The 20,860-nt window shown below is 48.6% G+C and carries 20 protein-coding genes; 3 read left to right on the forward strand and 17 right to left on the reverse strand.

Annotated features, from left to right (window positions below; translation table 11 throughout):
• Window positions 1–243: 243 nt before the first annotated feature.
• The 3 genes from rpsO to ACN08X_RS06345 all read right to left on the reverse strand — a co-directional run bounded on the left by rpsO (window position 244) and on the right by ACN08X_RS06345 (window position 2,518).
• Window positions 244–513, reverse strand: coding sequence for a 30S ribosomal protein S15 (gene rpsO / locus ACN08X_RS06335; protein ID WP_419102176.1), 270 nt, complete (start codon window positions 511–513; stop codon window positions 244–246).
• Window positions 514–698: 185 nt separating this feature from the next.
• Window positions 699–2,066 carry an amino acid permease gene (locus ACN08X_RS06340; RefSeq protein ID WP_419106184.1) on the reverse strand — a complete coding sequence of 456 codons (1,368 nt, stop codon included), beginning with the start codon at window positions 2,064–2,066 and terminating at the stop codon, window positions 699–701.
• A gap of 149 nt (window positions 2,067–2,215) precedes the next feature.
• A complete protein-coding gene (locus ACN08X_RS06345) occupies window positions 2,216–2,518 on the reverse strand; it encodes a hypothetical protein (RefSeq protein WP_419102174.1) in 303 nt (100 codons plus the stop codon).
• A gap of 214 nt (window positions 2,519–2,732) precedes the next feature.
• On the opposite strand from ACN08X_RS06345, the gene ACN08X_RS06350 reads away from it, so the two are divergent.
• Both ACN08X_RS06350 and ACN08X_RS06355 read left to right on the forward strand, forming a co-directional pair.
• A complete protein-coding gene (locus ACN08X_RS06350; protein ID WP_419102173.1) occupies window positions 2,733–3,482 on the forward strand; it encodes a 5'-methylthioadenosine/adenosylhomocysteine nucleosidase in 750 nt (249 codons plus the stop codon).
• 19 nt (window positions 3,483–3,501) lie between these two features.
• Window positions 3,502–4,329 carry an aldo/keto reductase gene (locus tag ACN08X_RS06355; RefSeq protein ID WP_419108249.1) on the forward strand — a complete coding sequence of 276 codons (828 nt, stop codon included), beginning with the start codon at window positions 3,502–3,504 and terminating at the stop codon, window positions 4,327–4,329.
• A gap of 76 nt (window positions 4,330–4,405) precedes the next feature.
• Here ACN08X_RS06355 and ACN08X_RS06360 read toward each other — a convergent pair whose 3' ends face one another.
• From ACN08X_RS06360 to rimP, 9 genes are all read right to left on the reverse strand, one after another.
• The gene (locus tag ACN08X_RS06360) at window positions 4,406–5,374 is read right to left on the reverse strand and encodes a bifunctional riboflavin kinase/FAD synthetase (protein ID WP_419108250.1); all 969 of its coding nucleotides are present in this window, start codon (window positions 5,372–5,374) and stop codon (window positions 4,406–4,408) included.
• Between the two features lie 129 nt (window positions 5,375–5,503).
• Window positions 5,504–5,914: a hypothetical protein gene (locus ACN08X_RS06365; RefSeq protein WP_419102170.1), complete on the reverse strand. Its 411-nt coding sequence runs from the start codon at window positions 5,912–5,914 to the stop codon at window positions 5,504–5,506.
• Between the two features lie 109 nt (window positions 5,915–6,023).
• Window positions 6,024–6,398 (reverse strand): hypothetical protein, encoded by a 375-nt coding sequence (locus ACN08X_RS06370; protein ID WP_419102169.1) that lies wholly within the window; start codon window positions 6,396–6,398, stop codon window positions 6,024–6,026.
• Window positions 6,395–7,471 carry a tRNA pseudouridine(55) synthase TruB gene (truB, locus tag ACN08X_RS06375; RefSeq protein WP_419108251.1) on the reverse strand — a complete coding sequence of 359 codons (1,077 nt, stop codon included), beginning with the start codon at window positions 7,469–7,471 and terminating at the stop codon, window positions 6,395–6,397. Before truB ends, ACN08X_RS06370 begins: the two co-directional genes overlap by 4 nt.
• Before the next feature lie 3 nt (window positions 7,472–7,474).
• Window positions 7,475–7,918 carry a 30S ribosome-binding factor RbfA gene (rbfA, locus tag ACN08X_RS06380; RefSeq protein ID WP_419102167.1) on the reverse strand — a complete coding sequence of 148 codons (444 nt, stop codon included), beginning with the start codon at window positions 7,916–7,918 and terminating at the stop codon, window positions 7,475–7,477.
• Between the two features lie 188 nt (window positions 7,919–8,106).
• Entirely contained in the window at window positions 8,107–11,025 is a 2,919-nt protein-coding gene (gene infB / locus ACN08X_RS06385) for a translation initiation factor IF-2 (RefSeq protein ID WP_419108252.1), read from the reverse strand.
• Between the two features lie 199 nt (window positions 11,026–11,224).
• Window positions 11,225–11,530, reverse strand: coding sequence for a YlxR family protein (locus ACN08X_RS06390; RefSeq protein WP_419106178.1), 306 nt, complete (start codon window positions 11,528–11,530; stop codon window positions 11,225–11,227).
• A 173-nt stretch (window positions 11,531–11,703) separates the two neighbouring features.
• Complete coding sequence (nusA, locus tag ACN08X_RS06395; protein ID WP_419108253.1) at window positions 11,704–12,699, reverse strand: transcription termination factor NusA; 996 nt, start codon at window positions 12,697–12,699, stop codon at window positions 11,704–11,706.
• 138 nt (window positions 12,700–12,837) lie between these two features.
• Complete coding sequence (gene rimP, locus ACN08X_RS06400) at window positions 12,838–13,428, reverse strand: ribosome maturation factor RimP (protein WP_419102163.1); 591 nt, start codon at window positions 13,426–13,428, stop codon at window positions 12,838–12,840.
• 182 nt (window positions 13,429–13,610) lie between these two features.
• On the opposite strand from rimP, the gene ACN08X_RS06405 reads away from it, so the two are divergent.
• Window positions 13,611–14,462, forward strand: coding sequence for a hypothetical protein (locus ACN08X_RS06405; protein ID WP_419108254.1), 852 nt, complete (start codon window positions 13,611–13,613; stop codon window positions 14,460–14,462).
• 97 nt (window positions 14,463–14,559) lie between these two features.
• On the opposite strand, the gene ACN08X_RS06410 is transcribed toward ACN08X_RS06405, so the two are convergent.
• From ACN08X_RS06410 to ACN08X_RS06430, 5 genes are all read right to left on the reverse strand, one after another.
• Window positions 14,560–16,374, reverse strand: a complete 1,815-nt coding sequence (locus ACN08X_RS06410) for a proline--tRNA ligase (RefSeq protein WP_419108255.1) — start codon at window positions 16,372–16,374, stop codon at window positions 14,560–14,562.
• 150 nt (window positions 16,375–16,524) lie between these two features.
• Window positions 16,525–17,709 (reverse strand): GNAT family N-acetyltransferase, encoded by a 1,185-nt coding sequence (locus ACN08X_RS06415; protein ID WP_419108256.1) that lies wholly within the window; start codon window positions 17,707–17,709, stop codon window positions 16,525–16,527.
• Window positions 17,710–17,786: 77 nt separating this feature from the next.
• A complete protein-coding gene (ispG, locus tag ACN08X_RS06420) occupies window positions 17,787–18,956 on the reverse strand; it encodes a flavodoxin-dependent (E)-4-hydroxy-3-methylbut-2-enyl-diphosphate synthase (RefSeq protein WP_419108257.1) in 1,170 nt (389 codons plus the stop codon).
• Window positions 18,938–19,129: a hypothetical protein gene (locus ACN08X_RS06425; protein ID WP_419106174.1), complete on the reverse strand. Its 192-nt coding sequence runs from the start codon at window positions 19,127–19,129 to the stop codon at window positions 18,938–18,940. The genes ispG and ACN08X_RS06425 overlap by 19 nt, the downstream gene beginning before the upstream one ends.
• Before the next feature lie 49 nt (window positions 19,130–19,178).
• Window positions 19,179–20,510 carry a M50 family metallopeptidase gene (locus tag ACN08X_RS06430; RefSeq protein ID WP_419108258.1) on the reverse strand — a complete coding sequence of 444 codons (1,332 nt, stop codon included), beginning with the start codon at window positions 20,508–20,510 and terminating at the stop codon, window positions 19,179–19,181.
• Window positions 20,511–20,860 lie beyond the last annotated feature (350 nt).

Consider the following 20,860-nt stretch of genomic DNA (forward strand, 5'->3'; position numbering starts at 1 on the left):
GATCGATCTTCGATGGAAGTTTTCGGCACATGCACGAGTTGATGTGGTGCTCCGCAAACCGCAACCGAGGACCGGTCAATCCTCTGAGCGAGGTATCGGGTCTTATGGTGGTGTATTAGGTGGTGGCTTTGAGAGAGATGATGAGTCTCTGAAAGCCGAAAGAGGGCGTCACCAATGTTTCATCTCTCATCGCTGAGGCTATGAAAGATGTTGCACCGGTTTCGCCCTCCCAAAGTTTAATGTTTATCGGCGGATACCGAGGCGCTCGATAAGAGCACGGTAACGTTCGATGTCAACACTCTTGAGGTAGCCAAGCATGTTGCGGCGACGACCAACGAGAATCATCAAGCCACGACGAGAGTGGTGATCGTGTTTGTGGAACTTCAAGTGTTCAGTCAAGTCGGTGATACGACGAGTCAAAACTGCAATCTGTACCTCAGGTGAACCGGTGTCACCTTCGTGAGTTGCGTATTCCTTGATAATTTCCTGTTTAACTGCGGGATCTAGCGCCACTGTTATAACTCCTAGAGTTAGTGCCGTGTACGGCCCGAACAACATTTTTGTTGTCGGGGATTCGTTATATTACGCCTCAGATTTAGCAACGCTAAAAGCTGAGAAGCAATAAGAACACTATGAGACAACCACGGACTGCAGTCTCATATCTCTCTTACTCTACCTGAAAGAAAACGCTAGGAGAACTACAGGAGCGAACTTCCTTGATTCTTTTTGACAAAAGTTACATAAAAAGCGCCGAGGAACACACACCAGATAGCACCGACTATCAGCGCTAAACGAGTATCCGCAAAGAACGCAAATTGCAACACGATAAAGGCCATGAAAGCCAATGCCACATAGGAACCGAGAGGAGATGCACTGTGGTTGTTTTTTCGGACGAAGGCAATATGGGATAGAAGAATCATGACCCAGACCATGACCGTTGCAAAAGTTGCAAGAGAAGCAACCACTAAGAACGCATTTTCAAAGAAGACGTTAACGAAAACCCCCACAATCAGGACTAAACCGGTACAGACAACAGTCATGTAGGGAACTCCATTTTTTGCGGTACGAGTAAATGCATCAGGTGCCATTTTCTGTTGTGCAAGACCATACAGCATACGCCCAGCACCATATACGTCAGCGTTAATAGCCGAAACCGCGGCGGTAAGAACCACAAAGTTCAGGATGTGAGCAGCTGCTGGGATACCTAAAGCGCTAAAGATTTGCACGAAGGGAGAGCTCTGTCCTTGAATCTGGTTCCAAGGGATAAGAGACATAATGACTGTCAACGCTAAAACGTAGAACAGTAGGATACGTACGGGTGTGGTGTTGACGGCTTTAGGAATAGATACTTTAGGATTTTCAGCTTCTCCAGCAGCAATACCGATAGTTTCGATGCCGCCAAAAGCAAACATAACGACGGTAAAGCAGGCGATAAAACCAGATATACCGTGAGGGAAGAATCCGCCGTTGCTCCAAAGATTTGTGATGGAGGCGGTGTTTCCAGCAACAGATTGAGTTCCAATCAGCATAAGAATAATGCCGCCGATAATCATGGCAATGATTGCAGCGACTTTAATTGTGGTGAACCAAAATTCGCTTTCGCCAAAAGCTTTAATCTGAACAAGATTAATAGCCATAATCAACAGTAAAACTACGCCGATCCAGACCCATGCCGGAGAGGAAGGAAACCAGAACTGCATATACACGGCGAAGGCTGTAACGTCAGCAATGGCAACGAGTGCCATTTCGAAGGCGTATGTCCATCCGGTGGTGAATCCTGCCCATGGTCCGAGGTATCGGGTGGCATATTCAGAAAAGGCACCTGAGACGGGGTGGGCTAGAGCCATTTGCCCCATGGCGCGCATGACCATGAAAACAGCCGCTCCACCGATGATGTATGCCAAGAGCACTGAAGGTCCAGCTAGAGAAATGGCGGATGCGGAACCATAGAAAAGTCCGGTTCCGATGGCTGAACCAAGAGCAATAAAAAGGATATGACGAAGAGATAAACCTCGTCTCAGGGTGGAGGGAGTATCCGAGGTGGAGGGAGAGACGGTAGTGTTCATGAGCTATTCCTGAATCATTGGGGAATCAATCTGACCCCTCATTGTTACATCAGTACACAAAATAACGCGTGCTTATTCCTATAGATGAGATATAAGAAACACTAAAACTCACAAAACTTTGACAACTACCGTCATAAACCCATCAACGGTTAACGAGATTCTCGACCAAACACTATAGAAGCAATAGCCGTAGCACCAGTCACCGCACACACCGAAGGCCACGCCCCAATCTTATGAGCAAGAACATGAGAATAACCAAAGCTCCCAAGATACACACCGGTCAAAGCAAGAGCCGTAGGAGTCCCCGCATTCTTCTTCCACCCCGAATACGCAACAGCGCCACCGGCAGCAAGCAAAACACCGCCAAGAGCACGAACACCAGTAACACGAGCGATCTTATAACCGCCCATCAAACCAGTAGCGCTAGCAATAGTAGGAACCATCACACTCATATTATTCTCCTTAGAAAATTACAATCAGCACAATTTTCTTGCACTAACCTGCAAAAGTAATCTCCTGTAGTCTATGGTTCACACCTGAGAAACACCAGAGTAAAACCCGAAGAATCTCCCGTACCTCATCCACCACACAGATACTCCCCTGCCAACACTCCGTTTTATTCTGCCCCAGTAGCTAAAAACATAGAGGTAAGAGAGAATAAGGAATATGGAACATACAACACCTGACCTACCAGAAGCATTCTCGCACGCTGTCATCGTCCAAGTAGCCATGGATGAAGAAGCCGCACCACTTCTCGAGAAGACAATAGAAGCAGCACCCAGCTACACCATCGGAGAAGCAAAATTCTTCCCTCGATACCATATGCACCAAGAAACAGCACATCCGATCTTGCTTGTGCGCTCAAAAATCGGGTTAGTCAATGCCGCCAGCGCGACCAGTTTCGCCCTCTCACAGATTAAACATCCCAGCGCCATCCTATGCGGTGGAACAGCCGGAGGACTCCACCAAAACGTTAACGTTGGGGACATCATCATCGGCACACAATACACCTACACCGATGCAGACGCTACCGCATTCGGATATGAACGCGGACAAGTACCCAGCATGCCAACATACTACGACAGCAACACCGAACTCCTAGAGAATACACGCACTATAGAAACAGAAAGCACCCACCCGGTCAAAATTGGATTAATGTTAGCTGGCGGTTCTTTCGTCACCACACATAACGTCAAAGACACACGAGAAGTCTTCCCCTCTGCTCTTTCTACGGATATGGAAACCACCGCAATCGCCCAAGTATGCTACAGCCATCGCGTACCATTTATCGCAATACGATGTGTCTCAGACCTTTGCGGGCCAGCAGCAGACCAAGATTTTCATCTTTCAATGGATATCGTTGCACCGCGTTCAGCGCAATACATCCTCCATATGATAGAAAAAATAAAGAAATAACTGTCAGGGGAAGGTTAAAATGCAAGACCACATTATGCGTGATGGAAACACCATTCCACCCATCGGCTTAGGCACCTACGGTATGGATGACGTCCAAGCAGAAGTCGCCGTAGCAGAAGCAATCCGACGAGGATACAGGCTCATCGACACCGCACAAAATTACCGCAACGAACACGGTGTAGGACAAGCCATTCAACGATGCGGAGTTGAGCGAGAAGAGCTTTTCGTCACTACCAAAATACCAGGTCGTGACCACGGCTTTGACACCACTATCAATTCAGTTCACAAGTCTTTAGAACGTCTCAACGTCGATTATCTTGATTTGTGTCTCATCCACTGGCCTAACCCTTCTCAAAATCTCTACGTACCCACGTGGAAAGCACTGGTCCGTATGCAAGAAGAAGGAAAAATCCGTTCTATCGGAGTCTCAAACTTTCTCCCAGAACATATTGACCGTATCGTTGCAGACAGCGGTGTCACCCCCGCCGTCAACCAAATTGAGTTGAGCCCCTTCTACCGTCAAGAAGAACTCACACAATACAACGCACAACATGCAATTATTACCCAATGCTGGTCACCATTAGGCCGTATGAAAACCCTCAAAAATGATGCAGTATTTGCCGATATTGCACAGCAACTTGGAGTCACCCCAGCACAGGTTGCGCTCCGTTGGGCAGTACAACAGCAAATGGTTCCCATTCCAAAGAGCGCTAACTTACAACGTATGGAAGAAAATATCGACGTCTTCACGTGGGAACTCAACCCTGAACAGATGAAACGTATTACCGAATACGATAAAGTCGCTCCATGCAAAGGGTACAACCCCCTAGAACACGAAGAAATGTAAAAGACTCTATCCCACAACAAGGTGGGGTGTGAACCGTTAACGGTTCACACCCCACCTTGTTATTTCTACGCCAATTCTAAGATGATGCCTCTTCTTCAAATAACACGCGTTGAGCGTCAATAACATCTTGAGAAATCTGCTCAATCAGAGCGTCGACTCCAGTATAGGCAACCATATCCCGAAGATGCTCTGTAAATTCTAGAACAACGTGCTGTCCGTAAAGGTTAAAATCTTCAATAGGTTCTTCGGGGCGGCCCAAAACATGCGCCTCAACTTGACGACGAGTAATACCTTCAAAAGTAGGGTTCGTTCCAACCGACGTTGCCACAGGGTGACGTGTCCCCGCCTCATCGATTAACCATCCTGCATAGACACCATCAGCGGGGATGAAGCCCTCAGCATCAGCAGACATATTTGCGGTTGGAAAACCTAATAAACGGCCACGAGCAACACCATGAACAATCTCTCCGCGCATACGATGTGGACGGCCCAAAAGTTTGGCAGCCTGATGGACCTTACCGTGAGCTAACAGCTCACGAATACGAGTAGAGGAGACTCGTTCCCCATCATCTGTCTTAAGATCTGCGACAGTTACGACCTCAAAACCATAACGTTGCCCAAGCTGGCGCATCGTAGCTAAATCGCCACTATTATTCCGGCCAAAACGCACGTCTTCACCGATCACCACATATTTAGCGTTGAGGGAATGAACAAAAGTAGACTCAACAAACTCTTCAGGACTTTGAAGAGAAAAATCATGAGTGTATTCCATCAGAAGATAATGCTCAATACCTACTTCTTCCAAGAAAATCTGGCGATCGTCTTGCCCCATAATCTCTTCCAAAGAAACCTCTGGACGATGAACCCGCGCAGGATGCGGATCAAAAGAAATCGCAACCGACCGTAAACCATGTTGCTGAGCATAATCAACAACAGTTTTCAGTACAGCAATATGACCGGTATGTACACCGTCAAAGTTCCCTAAAGTCACCACAGAGGGTGCCCCTTGTGCAGGCATATCGTTGAGATGACGGTAGACGTCCACAGTTCTCCTTGAGTTTGGTTCTCTTACTTCTATCCTACGCAATGAACCCCGTACCACAAGAACACATCAAGGTTCGGGACACACTCACAGAAAAGTTTCAGAGCTTACGAGCTGGTATAGCATGCACCATTAAGGTGTAGAAAGCTTCCGAGTACGCATCAGCCACCACAGCCCAACAATAGGCAACACCAAAGGAATGTACCCATACCCTTGACCAAAGTGAGACCATACACTCGCTAAAGGAAACAAATCAGGACGCAAATACGACAGCGCACTGACCGATATTACCCCTACTAGTTCAAAACTTACCGCACCAACAGCAAGCTTCCAAGAAGTCGCGTCTTTTCGAGCAAGACAAATTGTTGCCACAATATAAACCACCGCAGAGATTGCAGAAAGCGTAATAGACACTGGAGCTTGGTCAAACTTACGAATCAGTTGATACCCAGCTCGAGCAGTCGCAGACAACGAAAACACCCAATAAATAACAATGAGCAGTCTGCCAAAACCACGAGACTTTGTTGCGGTGAGATTAGACATGTTCTCTTTTTCTCTTCTAACGTTTGGAAAATAACCCGCGCACCATGTCCAAGCGCATGATAATGCGGCCTCTTATCCGTCCTACATCATAGACCGGAAAAGTTAAGCTCTAATAGTAATACCAGAGCATATTCATCCGATGCACCATCACAATCAAAACAACGCCCGCTAAAGCCAACACTAAGGTAGACCAACGAGTACGTTCTGAAAGCGACCAGAAAAAAGTTCCGGCAGGAATAAGCATCGCAGTGATGAGATAACCATAGTATTCTAACCAGTCTCCGCTAGGACCATCGGTAGTTATCTGCATGATTACCGAACCGATGAGATATATCACCAGCCATAGTTCAAGAATCAGAACAGAACCTTGAGACCAATCATCAGGAACCCGTCCTCGAAGAAACTGCCAACAACAGATAAGAGAAGATACTCCACCTAATAGTGCGGTTCCCCAAAACCATACATCTAAACCAGCGAACATCATGCGTTTTGTTCCTCAAATATTTTTCCTGATTCCCACACCAATAATGGAAAGCTCAAGACCTTTCCACGCTTCTTCTGGTTTTTTACCAACGCCACCAAGGTACCGTCAGGAGCAAAAACAGCTTCGACACCCTCAACCGGCGGATGATTATTCGGTTCTTCAGGAGCAACGTATAAAGCGACGTCTTCAGAGGCAGCCTTAATAGCACGTCCAAAAGAAATATCCGTCGCTTCCTCTGCCAGAAGAGTACGAGAAGGAAAAATAGCTCGAACAGAGTCTTCTAAAGAAATCAGACGAATCTGACCGTTCGCCTCTTCTTGCTCAGCTAATTCTTCTAAAGAAACCGAGTGTTCTAAGTTCACAGTACCAATACGTGTACGACGCAGCTGAGTTAAATATCCTCCGGTGCCAAGGCTCTGCCCTAAATCACGGGCTAAAGCACGCACATACGTACCAGAAGAGACAGAAACTTCAACCTGCACATCGATGACTGCAGCCATCGTCTCAGGAGTATATTCTGATACGAGCTCTTCCGATAGCTCACGAGCAAAATCTGCAACTTTTACCATCCGGCGAGACACATCAAGCACCTTAAACTCTGCCACGTGTACGGCACGTCCAGCAAGCTTGACGTCTTCTCCTTGATGAACGCGAGCATAGGAACGCACACCATCGACCTTAATGGCAGAGACCGATGACGGTACTTGAACAATATCTCCGGTTAGTTTCTGTACCTGTTGAATAATATCTTCGTCACGTATTGTTTTCAGATGCTCGGAAGAACATAACCAACGCAGCTGTCCATCAAAATCGTCGCTATGAGTAGTACCGCCCAAACGGATGGTAGCCGTATAGCTCTTTGACTCCCCCGTAATCCACGTCAATAGCTTAGTAGCCTTATTAACGCCTACGATGAGAACGCCTGTTGCCATAGGATCTAAAGTTCCGGCGTGTCCAACCCGTCGAGTATGCGCTAAACGGCGCACTTTCCCCACGACATCATGACTTGTTAAACCTGCAGGTTTATCAATAACAACGATTCCTGAAGGCCCGTTAGGTGCTCGGCGTGCCACCGGTTATGCTTCTTCGTCTTCGGTATCTTCAGCAGGTTTCTTATAAGGGTCAGCTTCACCTGCGTACTGAGCCTGAGCAGATTCTTGCGCTAAAGCCTCATCACGACTGCGTGCTTGACGTAGAAGCTCTTCAATATGAGAAGCGTTCACCGGTACCTCGTCAGGAACAAAAGTTAATGTTGGGGTCAGACGAGCAGTAATGTTCTTACCCACCTCAGAACGTAAAATTCCGCGGGCTGATTCTAAAGCCGCTTTTGTTGATTCTTGTTCTTCAGGTGTGCCATATACGGTGTAGTACACGGTTGCGTGTTGCAAATCGTTGGTAACGCGAGCGTCTGTTACCGTCACAAATCCTAGACGAGGGTCTTTAATACGACGTTCTAGCGCCTGAGCCACAATCACTTTGATACGGTCTGCCAAGCGTGCGGCGCGAGCTGCATCAGCCATCAGTCTCTCCTTGAAAAATAGTTTTAATATACCGGTTCTTATGTCAGTCTACCGGTTAAAGGTCAATGCACTCAAAAACTTATCAAGGGTGAGAGCGCAGACTCCCCTGCACTCTCACCCTTGATAGATTAGCGGAGTGAATCACCACATCTATCTAGCGTAGTGTTCACCCTAGCGTCATATATTCTTTAGACGCGTGGCTTTTCTCGTAGCTCCCACGTCTCAATGATGTCGCCTTCATGAATGTCGTTGAAGGAGCCAAGTCCGATACCGCACTCGTAGCCTTCACGAACTTCAGTAGCGTCATCCTTGAATCGTCGCAAGGACTCAATGTTGAGGTTATCTGCAACAACGGAGCCGTCACGAACCAGACGAGCCTTAGCGTTACGCTTGATGATTCCGTCTTTGACGATAGAACCAGCAATGTTACCCCACTTGGAAGAACGGAATACTTCGCGAATCTCAGCAGAACCAAGCTCCACTTCTTCGTATTCAGGCTTGAGCATACCCTTGACAGCAAGCTCAATTTCTTCAATGGCACGGTAAATCACGGAGTAGAACTTCATTTCTACGCCTTCGCGTTCTGCCAGTTCTGCCACACGCTCTGCCGGACGAACGTTGAAACCAATAATCACAGCGTTATCAACGGTTGCAAGGTTCACGTCATTTTGAGTGATAGCACCAACGCCACGGTGAATGATACGGAGCTGAACTTCGTCTCCACCAGCTTCAATCTTCATCAAGGACTCTTCAAGAGCTTCAACAGCACCTGAGACGTCACCCTTGATGATGAGGTTCAAGGTGTCCATCTTGCCTTCAGCAACTGCGTCATCGAAGGATTCCAAGGTGACGCGTTTACGACGGCTAGCAAGCTGTGCGTTACGGTCTGCAGCTTCACGCTTTTCAGCAATTTGGCGTGCAGTACGTTCTTCTTCGGTAGAGATAAACGTATCGCCTGCACGAGGAACGGTAGAAAGACCAAGTACCTGAACTGGACGTGAAGGCCCAGCTTCTGTAAGGGCTTGACCGTTCTCATCGAACATTGCACGAACACGACCATAAGCCACACCGGCAACAATCGCGTCACCAATATGCAAAGTACCGGACTGTACCAGTACCGTGGACACGGCGCCACGTCCCTTGTCGAGGTTTGCTTCAATAGCAACGCCACGAGCTTCTTTATGGGGGTTCGCTTTAAGGACCATGGTGTTGTCTGCAGTGAGACAGACAGCTTCCAAGAGCGCATCAATGTTGAGGTTATCGCGTGCTGAGACATCCACGAACATGGTGTCTCCACCGTATTCTTCAGGGATGAGGTCGTATTCAGTAAGCTGTCCACGAACCTTATCAGGTGAAGCGCCCTCTTTATCGATCTTGTTGACAGCCACAATCATAGGTACTTTAGCGGCCTGTGCGTGACGGATAGCTTCAACAGTCTGAGGCATTACGCCATCGTCTGCTGCAACCACCAAAATTGCGATGTCAGTGACTTTAGCACCACGGGCACGCATTGCGGTGAACGCTTCGTGACCGGGAGTATCAATAAAGGTGATAGCTCGCTTTTCGCCTTCAACAGTCGTGTGAATCTGGTACGCGCCGATGTGCTGGGTAATGCCACCGGCTTCTCCCTCAATCACGTTCGTATTACGGATAGCGTCAAGCAAACGGGTTTTACCATGATCGACGTGACCCATAACAGTCACCACTGGAGGACGAATCTCTAGAACATCATCATCTTCTGCAGCGGTTTCTGCTTCAAGGTTAATGTCGAAGGATTCGAAAAGTTCGCGTTCTTCGTCTTCAGGGGAAACGATTTTAACAACGTAACCGAGTTCTGCGCCGAGCAGTTCAAAGGTTTCTTCATCCAATGACTGAGTTTGCGTTGCCATTTCGCCAAGACGGAATAGCACGGTAATCAACGATGCAGGGTTTGCGTTAATTTTCTCAGCAAAATCGGTAATAGATGCACCACGGCGAAGACGAACGAGAGTGTTTCCGTCACCGCGAGGAATCTGAACACCTGCCAAGTGCGGTAGTAGAACCTCTTCAAGGTCACGATTGATGCGTGCACGCTTCTTGCTCTTGCGCTTAGAACCGGCACCTCCGCGGCCGAAAGCACCCTGTGCATTTCCGCGTCCACCACCGGGTCCGCCACGTCCTGGTCCGCGGTTGAATCCGCCACCGGAGTTGCCGCCACGGCGAGAGTTACCACCGGCACCGCCGCCACGAGGGCTAGCACCAGGTGTCATCTTTGTTGGCATCATATTAGGTGATGGGCGGTTTGCGCCGCTACCTGCATTTGCTGCGGGGCGAGGAGCGTTATTACCCGCTGGGCGAGGAGTATTTGCGCCACCGGAGCGAGGAGCATTGTTGCCTGCGGTGCGAGGAGCACCATTTGCGGCAGGACGTGGGTTACGTCCGCCACCGGGGCGTGCTCCAGCGTTTGCGCCACCGGAGCGAGGAGCATTATGTCCTCCACGCTGGTTACGTCCACCACGAGCAGAAGCATTACCGCCACGTTCAGAACGCCCACCACGTTCAGAGTTCTTGCCCATTCCCTGTTGTGTAGAGAAGGGGTTGTTGCCGGGGCGAGGGCCAGGTTTAGGCCCAGGCTTAGCGGAGACCGCACCGGGTTTAGGCGTATTTGCCGGTGTCGGTGCTGGCTGAGACATTCCCTGTTGTGTAGAGAAGGGGTTGTTGCCGGGGCGAGGGCCAGAGGGCTTCGCCGCGTTCTTAGGCTGAACGGGTTTCTCTGGCTGCGCTGCAGGCTTAGCAGCAGGTGAAGGCTGAGAAGTTTTAGCTTCCGCAACTGGTGCTTTAGCTGGAGGTTTAGGTCCAGGTTTAACAGCTGAGCTGGTAGAAGGTTTAGGTGCAGGCTTCGCTGCACCTGTTGTTTTAGGTGAAGAACTCTTCTGCGGAGCTTTCTCAGCTTTTTCTGCAGAGTTTTCTTTCTTGGGGAACGCTGCACGTAGTTTTTTCTCTACGGGAGGTTCAACGGTCGAAGACGCACTTTTGACGAATTCGCCGAGTTCTTGAAGCTTTGCAACAGCTTCTTTAGAGGTGATACCGAGATCTTTCGCGATCTCGTGTACGCGGGGTTTAGCCACTTTTCTCCTGTCCTGGCTCACGCCGAGGACGGCGCGAACCTTCAGTACTTGAGATAAACGGGTGTATTACGGTTGTAACCACCCATCATTTTGCCGGTAACAGAGCACGTAATAGTACTCATTGTGCGGCACTCATAGGGTTTCCATCAGTTTTCTGACTCGCTTTCGAATAAGAAGTCGTCAAACTAGTTGACTTACATTAGTTCGCCACCCGACTCGCCTGGTGACGAGCCGAGGAGAACGTCGTTGACGTTGATGTTTCGACAACGAGTTCTACGGCATTGACCCGTGTGCGAAACGCTCGATTGAAAGCTCCTTTTTTCTGAGCTTTATTCAAACATTCATGGCTATGATGTAGCCATGCTCCGCGTCCGGGTAGTCGTCGTCGCATATCCCATACCACGCGAGGCGGTTGCCCCGCCGTGACGTTTTCTAAAGCGACTCGGACTAATTCTTCTTGTGCTGTTACTTCACGACATCCGATACAAGTTCGTTGGGGTTTCATGAGTATGAGCTCATCCCTTCTTACTATATTCGGATATTTCACGCTGTCTTTTGGGGTCAATGCCCCGCAAGAAACGGCTACACCTATGGTGCGTCGTTTCGTAACACCACTATCAGTCTATCGTTCTTCATCGACAGAACTGAAACTTTGTTAGTTAACTCGCATTCTGCGTGTTATTCTTCGTCTTCTCCGACGGCCTGATTGTAACGAGATTCAGAAAGAATATCGATACGCCAACCAGTAAGTTTCGCCGCAAGACGAGCGTTCTGACCTTCTTTACCAATAGCCAAAGAAAGCTGATCATCTGGCACTACCGCACGAGCAGAGAAAGTTTTAGGGTCAATCACCGTTACATGTTTAACTCTTGCCGGTGAAAGAGCCGCAGAAATAAATTCTGTGGGGTCTTCAGAATAATCAACGATATCAATTTTTTCGTCGTTAAGTTCAGACATCACCGCGCGCACACGAGCGCCCATCTCACCGATACAAGAACCTTTAGGGTTAATGCCAGGTTTGGTAGCACGCACAGCAATCTTGGTGCGATGGCCGGCTTCACGTGCTACTTCCATGATTTCGACGAGGCCTTCTTGAATTTCTGGTACTTCATGTTCAAAAAGTCCACGCACAAACTTGGGGTGTGTTCGAGAAAGTACGATGGAAGGACCTTTAGGCCCACGGCGGGCTTCAAGGATATATGAGCGGAAACGCAAACCGTGCGGGTAGCGCTCGCCGGGAACCTGCTCGGAAGTGGGAAGGACAGCTTCGACAGCTCCCAAATCAACATGAACCATGCGAGGGTTAGGGCCCTGTTGCACGATACCAGAAACAATCTCTCCTTCGCGGTCACGGAAAACGCCGAGAACTTGAGAGTCTTGAGCGTCACGAAGACGTTGCTGAATAATTTGTCGAGCTGTTGAAGAAGCGATACGTCCAAAGTTATTGGGAGTGTCGTCGAATTCACCAATTTTTTCGTCGTTTTCGTCTAGTTCTGGTGCCCAGATAGTGACGGTTCCTGTGGTGAGGTCAATTTCTGCTCGTGATTCGCGAATAGCTCCAGGCTGTTTGTGGTACGCCAGAAGTAGTGCGTTCTCGATCATCGGTATAACCTCATCGAGGACGATATCCCCTTCTTTTTCAAGCTTTCGCAGGATGCTCAAATCAATATCCATGGCAGGCCTTTCCTTCTACAACAGACCGGGGCACGCGTGTACCCCGGCTCCGCCTTCTCTAACATTCAGGCGGAAGATACCGCATGAACCTTCGTGTTTAACGTTTTCTCTACTTAGTGATTCTAGCGAATTTTCCCACTAGTGATTGAATTCAATTTCTACTTTTGCGGCAGAAATTGCCTCCCACAGAAGTTTTTCGCTCTCTTTGTAGGATTCTTTCTGACCTTTTTTCGTCTGTTTTTTACGACGAATCATGGCGCCGTCTTCTTCGACGTTGTCTAAGCGAGCTAAAAATTGTTCCCCTGATTCAAGAGTGATGTCTAGTAGACGTCCCTGTGCCCGTTTCCAGTGTCGGACTTCGGTGAGTGCACGTGTAGCTCCAGGAGAAGAAACTTCTAAAGCATACGGGACGTTTCCGTCTTCTGCTTCATCAAGTGCGTTAGAAAGAGCTCCAGAAATTTCAGCTAAGGTGTCGAGGGAGAGCAGATCAGTGCGGTCTTCGGTGTAGTCAACAACAACTTCTAGAGTACGGTGCATGCCAGAACCTTGAGCTTTAAGACTCTCAAGCACACAACCAAATTGTGCAATTACTGATTCAATGCTCTCTCTGACGTCCTCGACGTTGAGGAAGGCGCTGTATTGTTCGGGTGCAGATACTCGAGCTAAAGCACGTTCAGCTGCACGACGCTCTCTAGCATTCATAGTATTCTTTTGAGAAGGTTGTACCATCAGCTACTTTCTTTTTCAGATTAAATCGAACTAGCGGTTAAGCCTACCGTCTATGGCACCACTTTTCCTATGAGAACACCCCTAACACGGTGGTGTGTGAGAGCTAACGTAAAAAGAGAAGGTAGATTCGGCAGGTCGTACACTCTCAACACCACTGATGACAAGAAAAGGGTTATACCACGATGAAATCTTCGACTCTAGCAAGCGCGCTCACAGGTAGCTCTCTTGTCATAGTGCTAGCCCTTGGCGCATACTCTCAAGTTCAGGAGCGTCATCAGGCAGAATCTTTAGCACCGTACACTCGCATATCTAGCGCTCTCATTGAGGTACAAGATTCTTTAGCTTCACAGCAAACTCCCGTATCTGATGAGCTAAAATCTTTGGTTCAACAACAACTAGATTCGTTACCTCATTCGGCAAATATTCTAGCGGGCAAGGACCACCCCAAGGATGATTCTCCCTCGTGGGAGAAGACCTTTGATTCTTCTGTACAAAAGCTATATCACGAGGTTTTTATCAATGCAGATCAACAATCCGAAGCTCAAAATTTTGTTCGTTCTGAACCGTTAGAGTTTGTTCAGCAGTTACAAGATTTTGCTCAAGAACATCAGATAAAGCTCTCTGAGGTGAAAGCTCCAAAGACAGTTGCTTGCCGTCCTCTTTCAGAGCGTACCCCAGCACCTGAGAGCGTTGCACGTCTTCTTCAAGCAAGCTATGCGTACCATTATGCCAGTGAGGTCATTGGGGCAAGAACCGATGTCGATAGCTTTTCTGCCCAAGAGGTGTCAGATATTGAGCGTTCGCAGCAGCAAGCACAACTCTTTGAACGCCAGCTTGTTCAAGCAGTATCGTGTCAGTATCAGTTACCAAAACAGCAGGTTACTTATCCGGTTGACGTTGCACAAGGGTACACATTTTTAGAAGAACAATCTGATGTTTTACAGAAGAATGCTTTAGCAGTTGTTGCCGACCGCAACGTACCAAGTGATGCGCAAATTTTTATTCTTTCTACCCGTATCTTTTTAGAAGGCTAGTTCAGTTCTTCTGATACTTCGTGACAAGGTATATAGCTGAGGGTGTTCGTACGATGAAAACATCGTACGAACACCCTCAGCTTCGTATGGTTTGTTCTTAGGCAGATACTTCTTCAGCCGTTATCTCTTGTTGTACTTGTGCAACGGCCTCATCAAGGTTCACTTCGCGAGATGATCCGGTTCGGCGGTCACGAATTTCGATCTTTCCGTCTGCGTAGCCACGTCCAACAACAATAATTGTTGGCACACCGAGCAGCTCAGAATCTTTAAATTTCACGCCGGGTGATACCTTCGGACGGTCGTCAAAAATCACGTCAATCCCTGCAGCTTCGAGCTCATCAACAAGTTTTTGAGCACCAGCAAGGATTTCTTCACCTTTGCCTGTTGCCACAACATGCACGTCTGCTGGTGCGATGTTTCGGGGCCAGATAAGGCCCTTCTCATCATTATTTTTTTCAGCAATAGCAGCTAGCGCGCGAGTAACACCTACGCCGTAGGAGCCCATCGTAACTGTTTGTAGCTTTCCGTCCTGATCAAGGACTTTGAGCTCAAGTGCTTCAGCGTATTTACGTCCTAGCTGGAAGATATGTCCCATTTCAATACCACGAGCAGTGTACAGTTCACCAGAGCCATCGGGGGCCATATCACCTTCACGGACTTCGCAGGCTTCAATAGTAGCGTCTGCCACGAAGTCACGGCCTACAACAGCGTCATACACGTGGTGTTCAGCTTGGTTAGCGCCAGCAATCCAAGCGCTTCCTTCTACGATACGTGGGTCAACATAGAAAGGAATACCTGTAGCAGATTCTTCACCTAAGAGTTGTTGCTCTCGTGATACGCCTGGGCCGATATATCCCTTGACCAGTTGCGGGAAGTCTTTGAGGTCGTTCTCGTTTGCTGGTTCTACCTCAACTTCGCCGCCAACACCTAGTAGCGCACCAATGTTAACCTCCACACGAGAAAGATCTACGTTACGGTCTCCAGGGATGCCAATAGCAGCCAGACGACGCTCTCCATCAGGCAAAATAACCGCAACAATCAGTGTTTTGAGGGTATCTTTCGCCTCCCATGAGCAGTTCTCACGAGGATAAAGCTCGTTTGATACCTGCACCAAAGATTCGATAGTAGTTGCCTGAGGCGTTTTACGAACACTTGCTGCTGGTGTGTTACTCGCATCTACAGTTTCTAGCGGGTAGGTAGTGACAGCTTCAACGTTCGCAGCATATCCACCAGCAGAACGCACAAAGGTATCTTCGCCGATAGGCGTCGGGTGCAGGAATTCTTCAGAACGAGAACCACCCATAGCACCAGATTGTGCTTGGACAATGACGATTTCTAGTCCGAGTCGTTCAAAGATACGCTGATAGGCGCCACGGTGTGCGTTATAGGCTTCTTCGAGTCCGCTGTCGTCAAGGTTGAAAGAGTAGGAGTCTTTCATGATGAATTCTCGTCCGCGCAAGAGCCCAGCACGTGGGCGTGCTTCATCACGGTATTTTGTTTGGATTTGGTAAAGGTAGACGGGGAGGTCTTTATACGAGGTGTAAAGGTCTTTAACGAGAAGCGTGAACATTTCCTCGTGGGTGGGGGCAAGGAGCATATCTGCGCCTTTGCGGTCTTTGAGGCGGAAGAGGTTATCTCCGTATTCATCCCAACGGTTCGTGGCTTCGTAGGGTTCACGTGGGAGCAGCGCGGGAAAGTGTACTTCTTGGGCGCCAATAGCGTTCATCTCTTCGCGGACGATGTTCTGCACTTTGTTGAGCACCGAGAGTCCTAATGGTAACCAAGTGTAGATACCTGGTGCGGCACGGCGAATGTATCCGGCACGAACTAAGAGTTTATGGCTGATAACTTCTGCATCGGAAGGGTCATCGCGCAGGGTGCGCAAAAAGAGTTGTGAAAGGCGAATAGCCACCAAAATCATCCATTCTTATTGTGGGGTGCTCATGAGTGTTTGTGACACTTGTTGAGGAATATTTGTACTTATTTTAGCGTAGATGCTCTGTTGATGATGTTCCTTAACGGGCAAGGCATCGACGATGTTATGGGGAAGAAAAGATAGTTTTTAGAACGTCACCGTTGCAAAAGTACCGTGTTGTTCCATACCGAGACTTTGATATAGCCGGTAGGCGCGTTGGTTATGACTATTGACGTACAAACTAATATGAGGGAATCTTGGGCGAATAAGTTCGATAGCTTGAGCTAGTAGAGGTGCAGATAGCCCTACCCCACGGTAGGCAGGATGCAACCATACCCCCTGTATTTGGCAAAGATCTGAGTACGCTAGCCCAAGGTCTGCTTTGAAGATGACAACACCATCATCGTTGGTGGCAACGAGGGTTCTTCCTGTTCTAATGTATTCTTCAACTCGTTGGATGTATCCGGCGGAGTCTCTAGTCATCGGGTCATAACCCACTTCTTCAATAAACATTGCCACAGAAGCTTTAAGTAGTGAATGGCGGTCGGAGGTACGTGCCCAGCGGACGGCGTTCTCTTTAATGGCTGGAACGTCAAGGTTTTTTTGCTGAGGTTGAATTTTTTGTGTGGTAAATGTTTCTAAAGATTTCTGTGGGTCAAGGTATAGTAGCGGCTGATTTTCGCTCACGGAGAGAGGCGTTGCTGCTTTAGGTTGTAGAAGTTCCCATAACCCAAGAACGTCTTCAGCGTCGCCAATGATGGATGATATGTATTTGATAGAGCGGGTAATCATGGTACTGGCATGTTTACGGTATTCTTTGGGAATTACGATAGGGACACAATTTGATCCTAACCAGAAGGCGCCTACCATCGTGAAGAATGTTGCGGAGTGTTCTTGAGAGTATTTTTCATGAGGCTCAAGAATCTCATTTTGTAGCGGGATAGGTCTCCGTGGTTTTAATGTAATTTTGTCAAAAAGTTTTTCCGTAACTTTTTTGACGGTTTGGCTCATTCGTTCGCTATTGGGCAGATACGGTTTTCGTGTGTTGGTGTTTTTGCGTTCTGTCTCAAAGTTACCGTAGGCGAGTTCTACTCCATGATGGACTATCGGTGCGTTCTCATAAACAGGTATGAAGATGCCCATGAACCCATAGTTTTGGCGTTGCCCGCTCAAGGTGGAGGGTGTTGGTAGTCCAAAGCGCTCTAGATGTTCTGAAGCGTAGAGGTTCTTGATGGGGTCGGTGGCTATCATCGTTTCAAGTTCGTCCCAATCGTCAATGGTTAGGGGACGAATAAGAACATCCTCTGTGTTGCGTTGAAAAAATGAGAGCACGGTGGCCACAGCTTTCTTCAGGTTGAATGTATGACACTGGCCAGGGGTATGGTGTTTCCCTGGCCAGTACTTACGGGTTATTTGACAATGACTTGCGCACCAGGCCCATCTTCTGGGATGTATTCGCCGTTGGCTTCCATTTCTTCGGCAATACGGGTAGCTTCTTCGATGAGAGTTTCAACAATTTGGTCTTCGGACACGGTTTTGATGACTTCGCCTTTGACGAAAATTTGTCCTTTGCCGTTACCTGATGCGACGCCGAGGTCTGCTTCGCGAGCTTCACCAGGCCCGTTGACGACACATCCCATAACGGCAACGCGAAGCGGAACTTTCATGCCTTCGAGCCCTTTAGTGACGTTTTCTGCTAGTTCCCAGACGTTGACTTGTGCTCGTCCGCAGGAGGGACAAGATACGATGTCAAGTTTTCGAGGACGAAGGTTCAGCGATTCAAGAATCTGTGAACCTACTTTGACTTCTTCAACAGGAGGAGCAGAAAGCGACACTCGGATAGTGTCACCGATGCCTTGAGATAGGAGCGCCCCGAAAGCCGTTGCGGATTTGATGGTGCCTTGAAAGGCTGGTCCAGCTTCTGTAACGCCTAGGTGCAAAGGCCAGTCTCCGCGTTCTGCTAGGCGTTTATATGCTTCGACCATGACTACGGGGTCATTGTGTTTAACGGAGATTTTGAAGTCGTAGAAGTCGTGTTCTTCAAAAAGCGAGGCTTCCCAGACTGCGGATTCTACGAGCGCGTCGGGTGTTGCTTTGCCGTATTTTTGGAGGAGGCGCTTGTCGAGGGAGCCGGCGTTGACTCCGATACGGATGGAGGTTCCGTGGTCATTCGCCATTTGCGCGATTTCTTTGACTTGGTCATCGAATTGTCGGATGTTTCCGGGGTTAACGCGAACGGCTCCACAGCCTGCTTCAATGGCGGCATATACGTATTTGGGTTTGAAGTGGATATCTGCGATAACGGGTATTTGTGATTGCTTTGCAATGATAGGTAGTGCTTCTGCGTCTTTGTCGGTGGGGCAAGCCACACGTACGATGTCGCAACCGGCAGCGGTAAGTTCAGCAATTTGTTGGAGGGTTGCACCAATATCGTGTGTCTTGGTGGTTGTCATTGACTGCACCGACACTGGAGAGTCTGAGCCCACACCTACGGACCCAACTTTGAATTGTCGGGTTTTGCGACGTGGCGCAAGTGTAAGCGGGGCGGGTGCGGGCATGCCTAAACTGACCGAAGCCAAGATGTTCCTCCAAAGACTTGTCGGTGGTGCGCGCGATGCGCACCGATACCGTTATCTATTGTGCACCAGATACTAGTGTTTTTTCGAATGCAGTGGGCTTCGCGACGAGTTTCTGCTGTAGATATAGCTCTCAGCGCAATGTTAAGAGCGTCGGTGTTTGTTTGTTCTTCCACGATATACCACCTTCATAAGAGTGGTTGTCTGTTTTGTCACAGATAGTTTTTAGAAGAGGTTAATAGGTTTGATGATGTCGGCAAGGATAAGGACCACCGACATAAGGATGAATGCTCCAGCTACGACCCATGTCAGTGGAAGAAGCTTTACGGGGTCAAAGGGCCCAGGATGAGCTTTACCTCGTAGGCGTGCCCAACCTTTTCGGAGGCCCTCCCATAGTGCGCCGGCAACGTGTCCTCCATCAAGCGGTAACAATGGAATGAGGTTGAAGACGAATAGCATGAGGTTCATGGAACCGATTAGGGAGATGAGCGTAGCGCTTTTAGAACGTAAATCGATACGGTCTGTTGCTGCGATTTCACCTGCGGCACGCCCGACTCCAACAACGGAAACGGGTGAGTCTGCGGGGCGTTCGCTTCCAGTAATGAGTGATTCTCCCACTGAGAATACTCTCGCTGGAAGTTTGAGGACTGTTGCGCCAATACGTTCGAGGGTATTCCCCACTTCGGGGAGAACTTGTCCAATATGTCCTGGTGTTAGTTCGCTAGTGGGGCTAACACCGATGAAACCAACGGTGATGGTTTTGTAGGTTCCGTCGGGGTTCTTTTCGTATTGTCCTGTGAGTTGGTTATAGACCGGTCTCACCGTTTCCAACGGGGTGATGGTCAGTTCTCGTGTTTTTCCATCTTTTTCAACGGTTACTGGAACAGCGTGGTTTGCGTTCCGTTGGATGAGAGAGGTGAGTTGTTCCCACGAGGTGACCTGTTCACCGGCAAAAACAGTAATAGTATCTCCAGCTGTAAGACCTGCCGCGTGTGCTGGAGAGTCGGGATCTGTGTTGGTGCAGCTGGCACGGTTGGCTTGGTCTGCGTTAGTGGCAGTGACGGTATGTACGCATTGTGAAATGGTTTCGATGGTGGTTGTGGGCTGGTATTTTCCAAAACCGAGGATGAGCACTGCCATACAGAGAACCCCAATGAGGAGGTTCATGGTGGGCCCGCCGAGCATGATGATAATGCGTTTGTGGACTGGCAGTTGGTAGAACAATCGCCCTTCGTCCTTTGGTGTGATACGTTCGGAGTCGATGTCGCGTGCGTCTTGGTAAATCTGCGATAGGCGGTTGTGACGAGTGGTTTTTGAGGCGGGTGGGTACATCCCAATCATTGAGATGTATCCGCCAAGAGGGATGGCTTTGATTCCGTATTCGGTTTCGCCAACTTTTCGGGAGAAGATGGTTGAGCCGAACCCAATCATGTATTGAGGCACTCTGACGTTGAAGAGTTTTGCGGGGACGAGGTGCCCTATTTCGTGTAAAGCGATAGAGAGAATGATGGCGAGTGTCATGATGACGACTCCCCCAATAAATAAGGCGGTACCCATGTTTGTTTCCTCTCTGCGCTGTTCGTGGTGAAATTCTTTAAACTTCACCTATCAAACCATGTTTTCGAGTGTTGTGGCAGTGCTACGCACCGTGTATTGAGCTAGTACACAGTTTTTTCTGGGATGTTAAGCGTAGTTTTTACAGTATTTTTGGTGGTTATTGTGTGCAGGGTCGAGGCGTGAGCGTTATTTGTGCAGGTTGCTCCCCTCCCTCCATAAAACAACACAAGAAAAGATGAAACCATAAGAACACAATCTCCTTATGGTCACAAAAACCCTCTACACAACACCTTGCAGAACTTTAACTATATGTCACCAACACAAAAACTTCACAAAAGAACATAATAGGC

The sequence above is a fragment of the Rothia sp. P6271 genome, assembly GCF_048512995.1.
Classification (GTDB): Bacteria; Actinomycetota; Actinomycetes; order Actinomycetales; family Micrococcaceae; genus Rothia.

Bases quoted from the DNA above. Each gene is read 5' to 3' on its own strand.
- ACN08X_RS06340 (WP_419106184.1), bottom strand. From the start codon at position 2,066: ATGAACACTACCGTCTCTCCCTCCACCTCGGATACTCCCTCCACCCTG.
- ACN08X_RS06345 (WP_419102174.1), bottom strand. From the start codon at position 2,518: ATGAGTGTGATGGTTCCTACTATTGCTAGCGCTACTGGTTTGATGGGC.
- ACN08X_RS06350 (WP_419102173.1), top strand. From the start codon at position 2,733: ATGGAACATACAACACCTGACCTACCAGAAGCATTCTCGCACGCTGTC.
- ACN08X_RS06355 (WP_419108249.1), top strand. From the start codon at position 3,502: ATGCAAGACCACATTATGCGTGATGGAAACACCATTCCACCCATCGGC.
- ACN08X_RS06365 (WP_419102170.1), bottom strand. From the start codon at position 5,914: ATGTCTAATCTCACCGCAACAAAGTCTCGTGGTTTTGGCAGACTGCTC.
- ACN08X_RS06370 (WP_419102169.1), bottom strand. From the start codon at position 6,398: ATGATGTTCGCTGGTTTAGATGTATGGTTTTGGGGAACCGCACTATTA.
- rbfA (WP_419102167.1), bottom strand. From the start codon at position 7,918: ATGGCTGATGCAGCTCGCGCCGCACGCTTGGCAGACCGTATCAAAGTG.
- ACN08X_RS06390 (WP_419106178.1), bottom strand. From the start codon at position 11,530: ATGAAACCCCAACGAACTTGTATCGGATGTCGTGAAGTAACAGCACAA.
- nusA (WP_419108253.1), bottom strand. From the start codon at position 12,699: ATGGATATTGATTTGAGCATCCTGCGAAAGCTTGAAAAAGAAGGGGAT.
- rimP (WP_419102163.1), bottom strand. From the start codon at position 13,428: ATGGTACAACCTTCTCAAAAGAATACTATGAATGCTAGAGAGCGTCGT.
- ACN08X_RS06405 (WP_419108254.1), top strand. From the start codon at position 13,611: ATGAAATCTTCGACTCTAGCAAGCGCGCTCACAGGTAGCTCTCTTGTC.
- ACN08X_RS06430 (WP_419108258.1), bottom strand. From the start codon at position 20,510: ATGGGTACCGCCTTATTTATTGGGGGAGTCGTCATCATGACACTCGCC.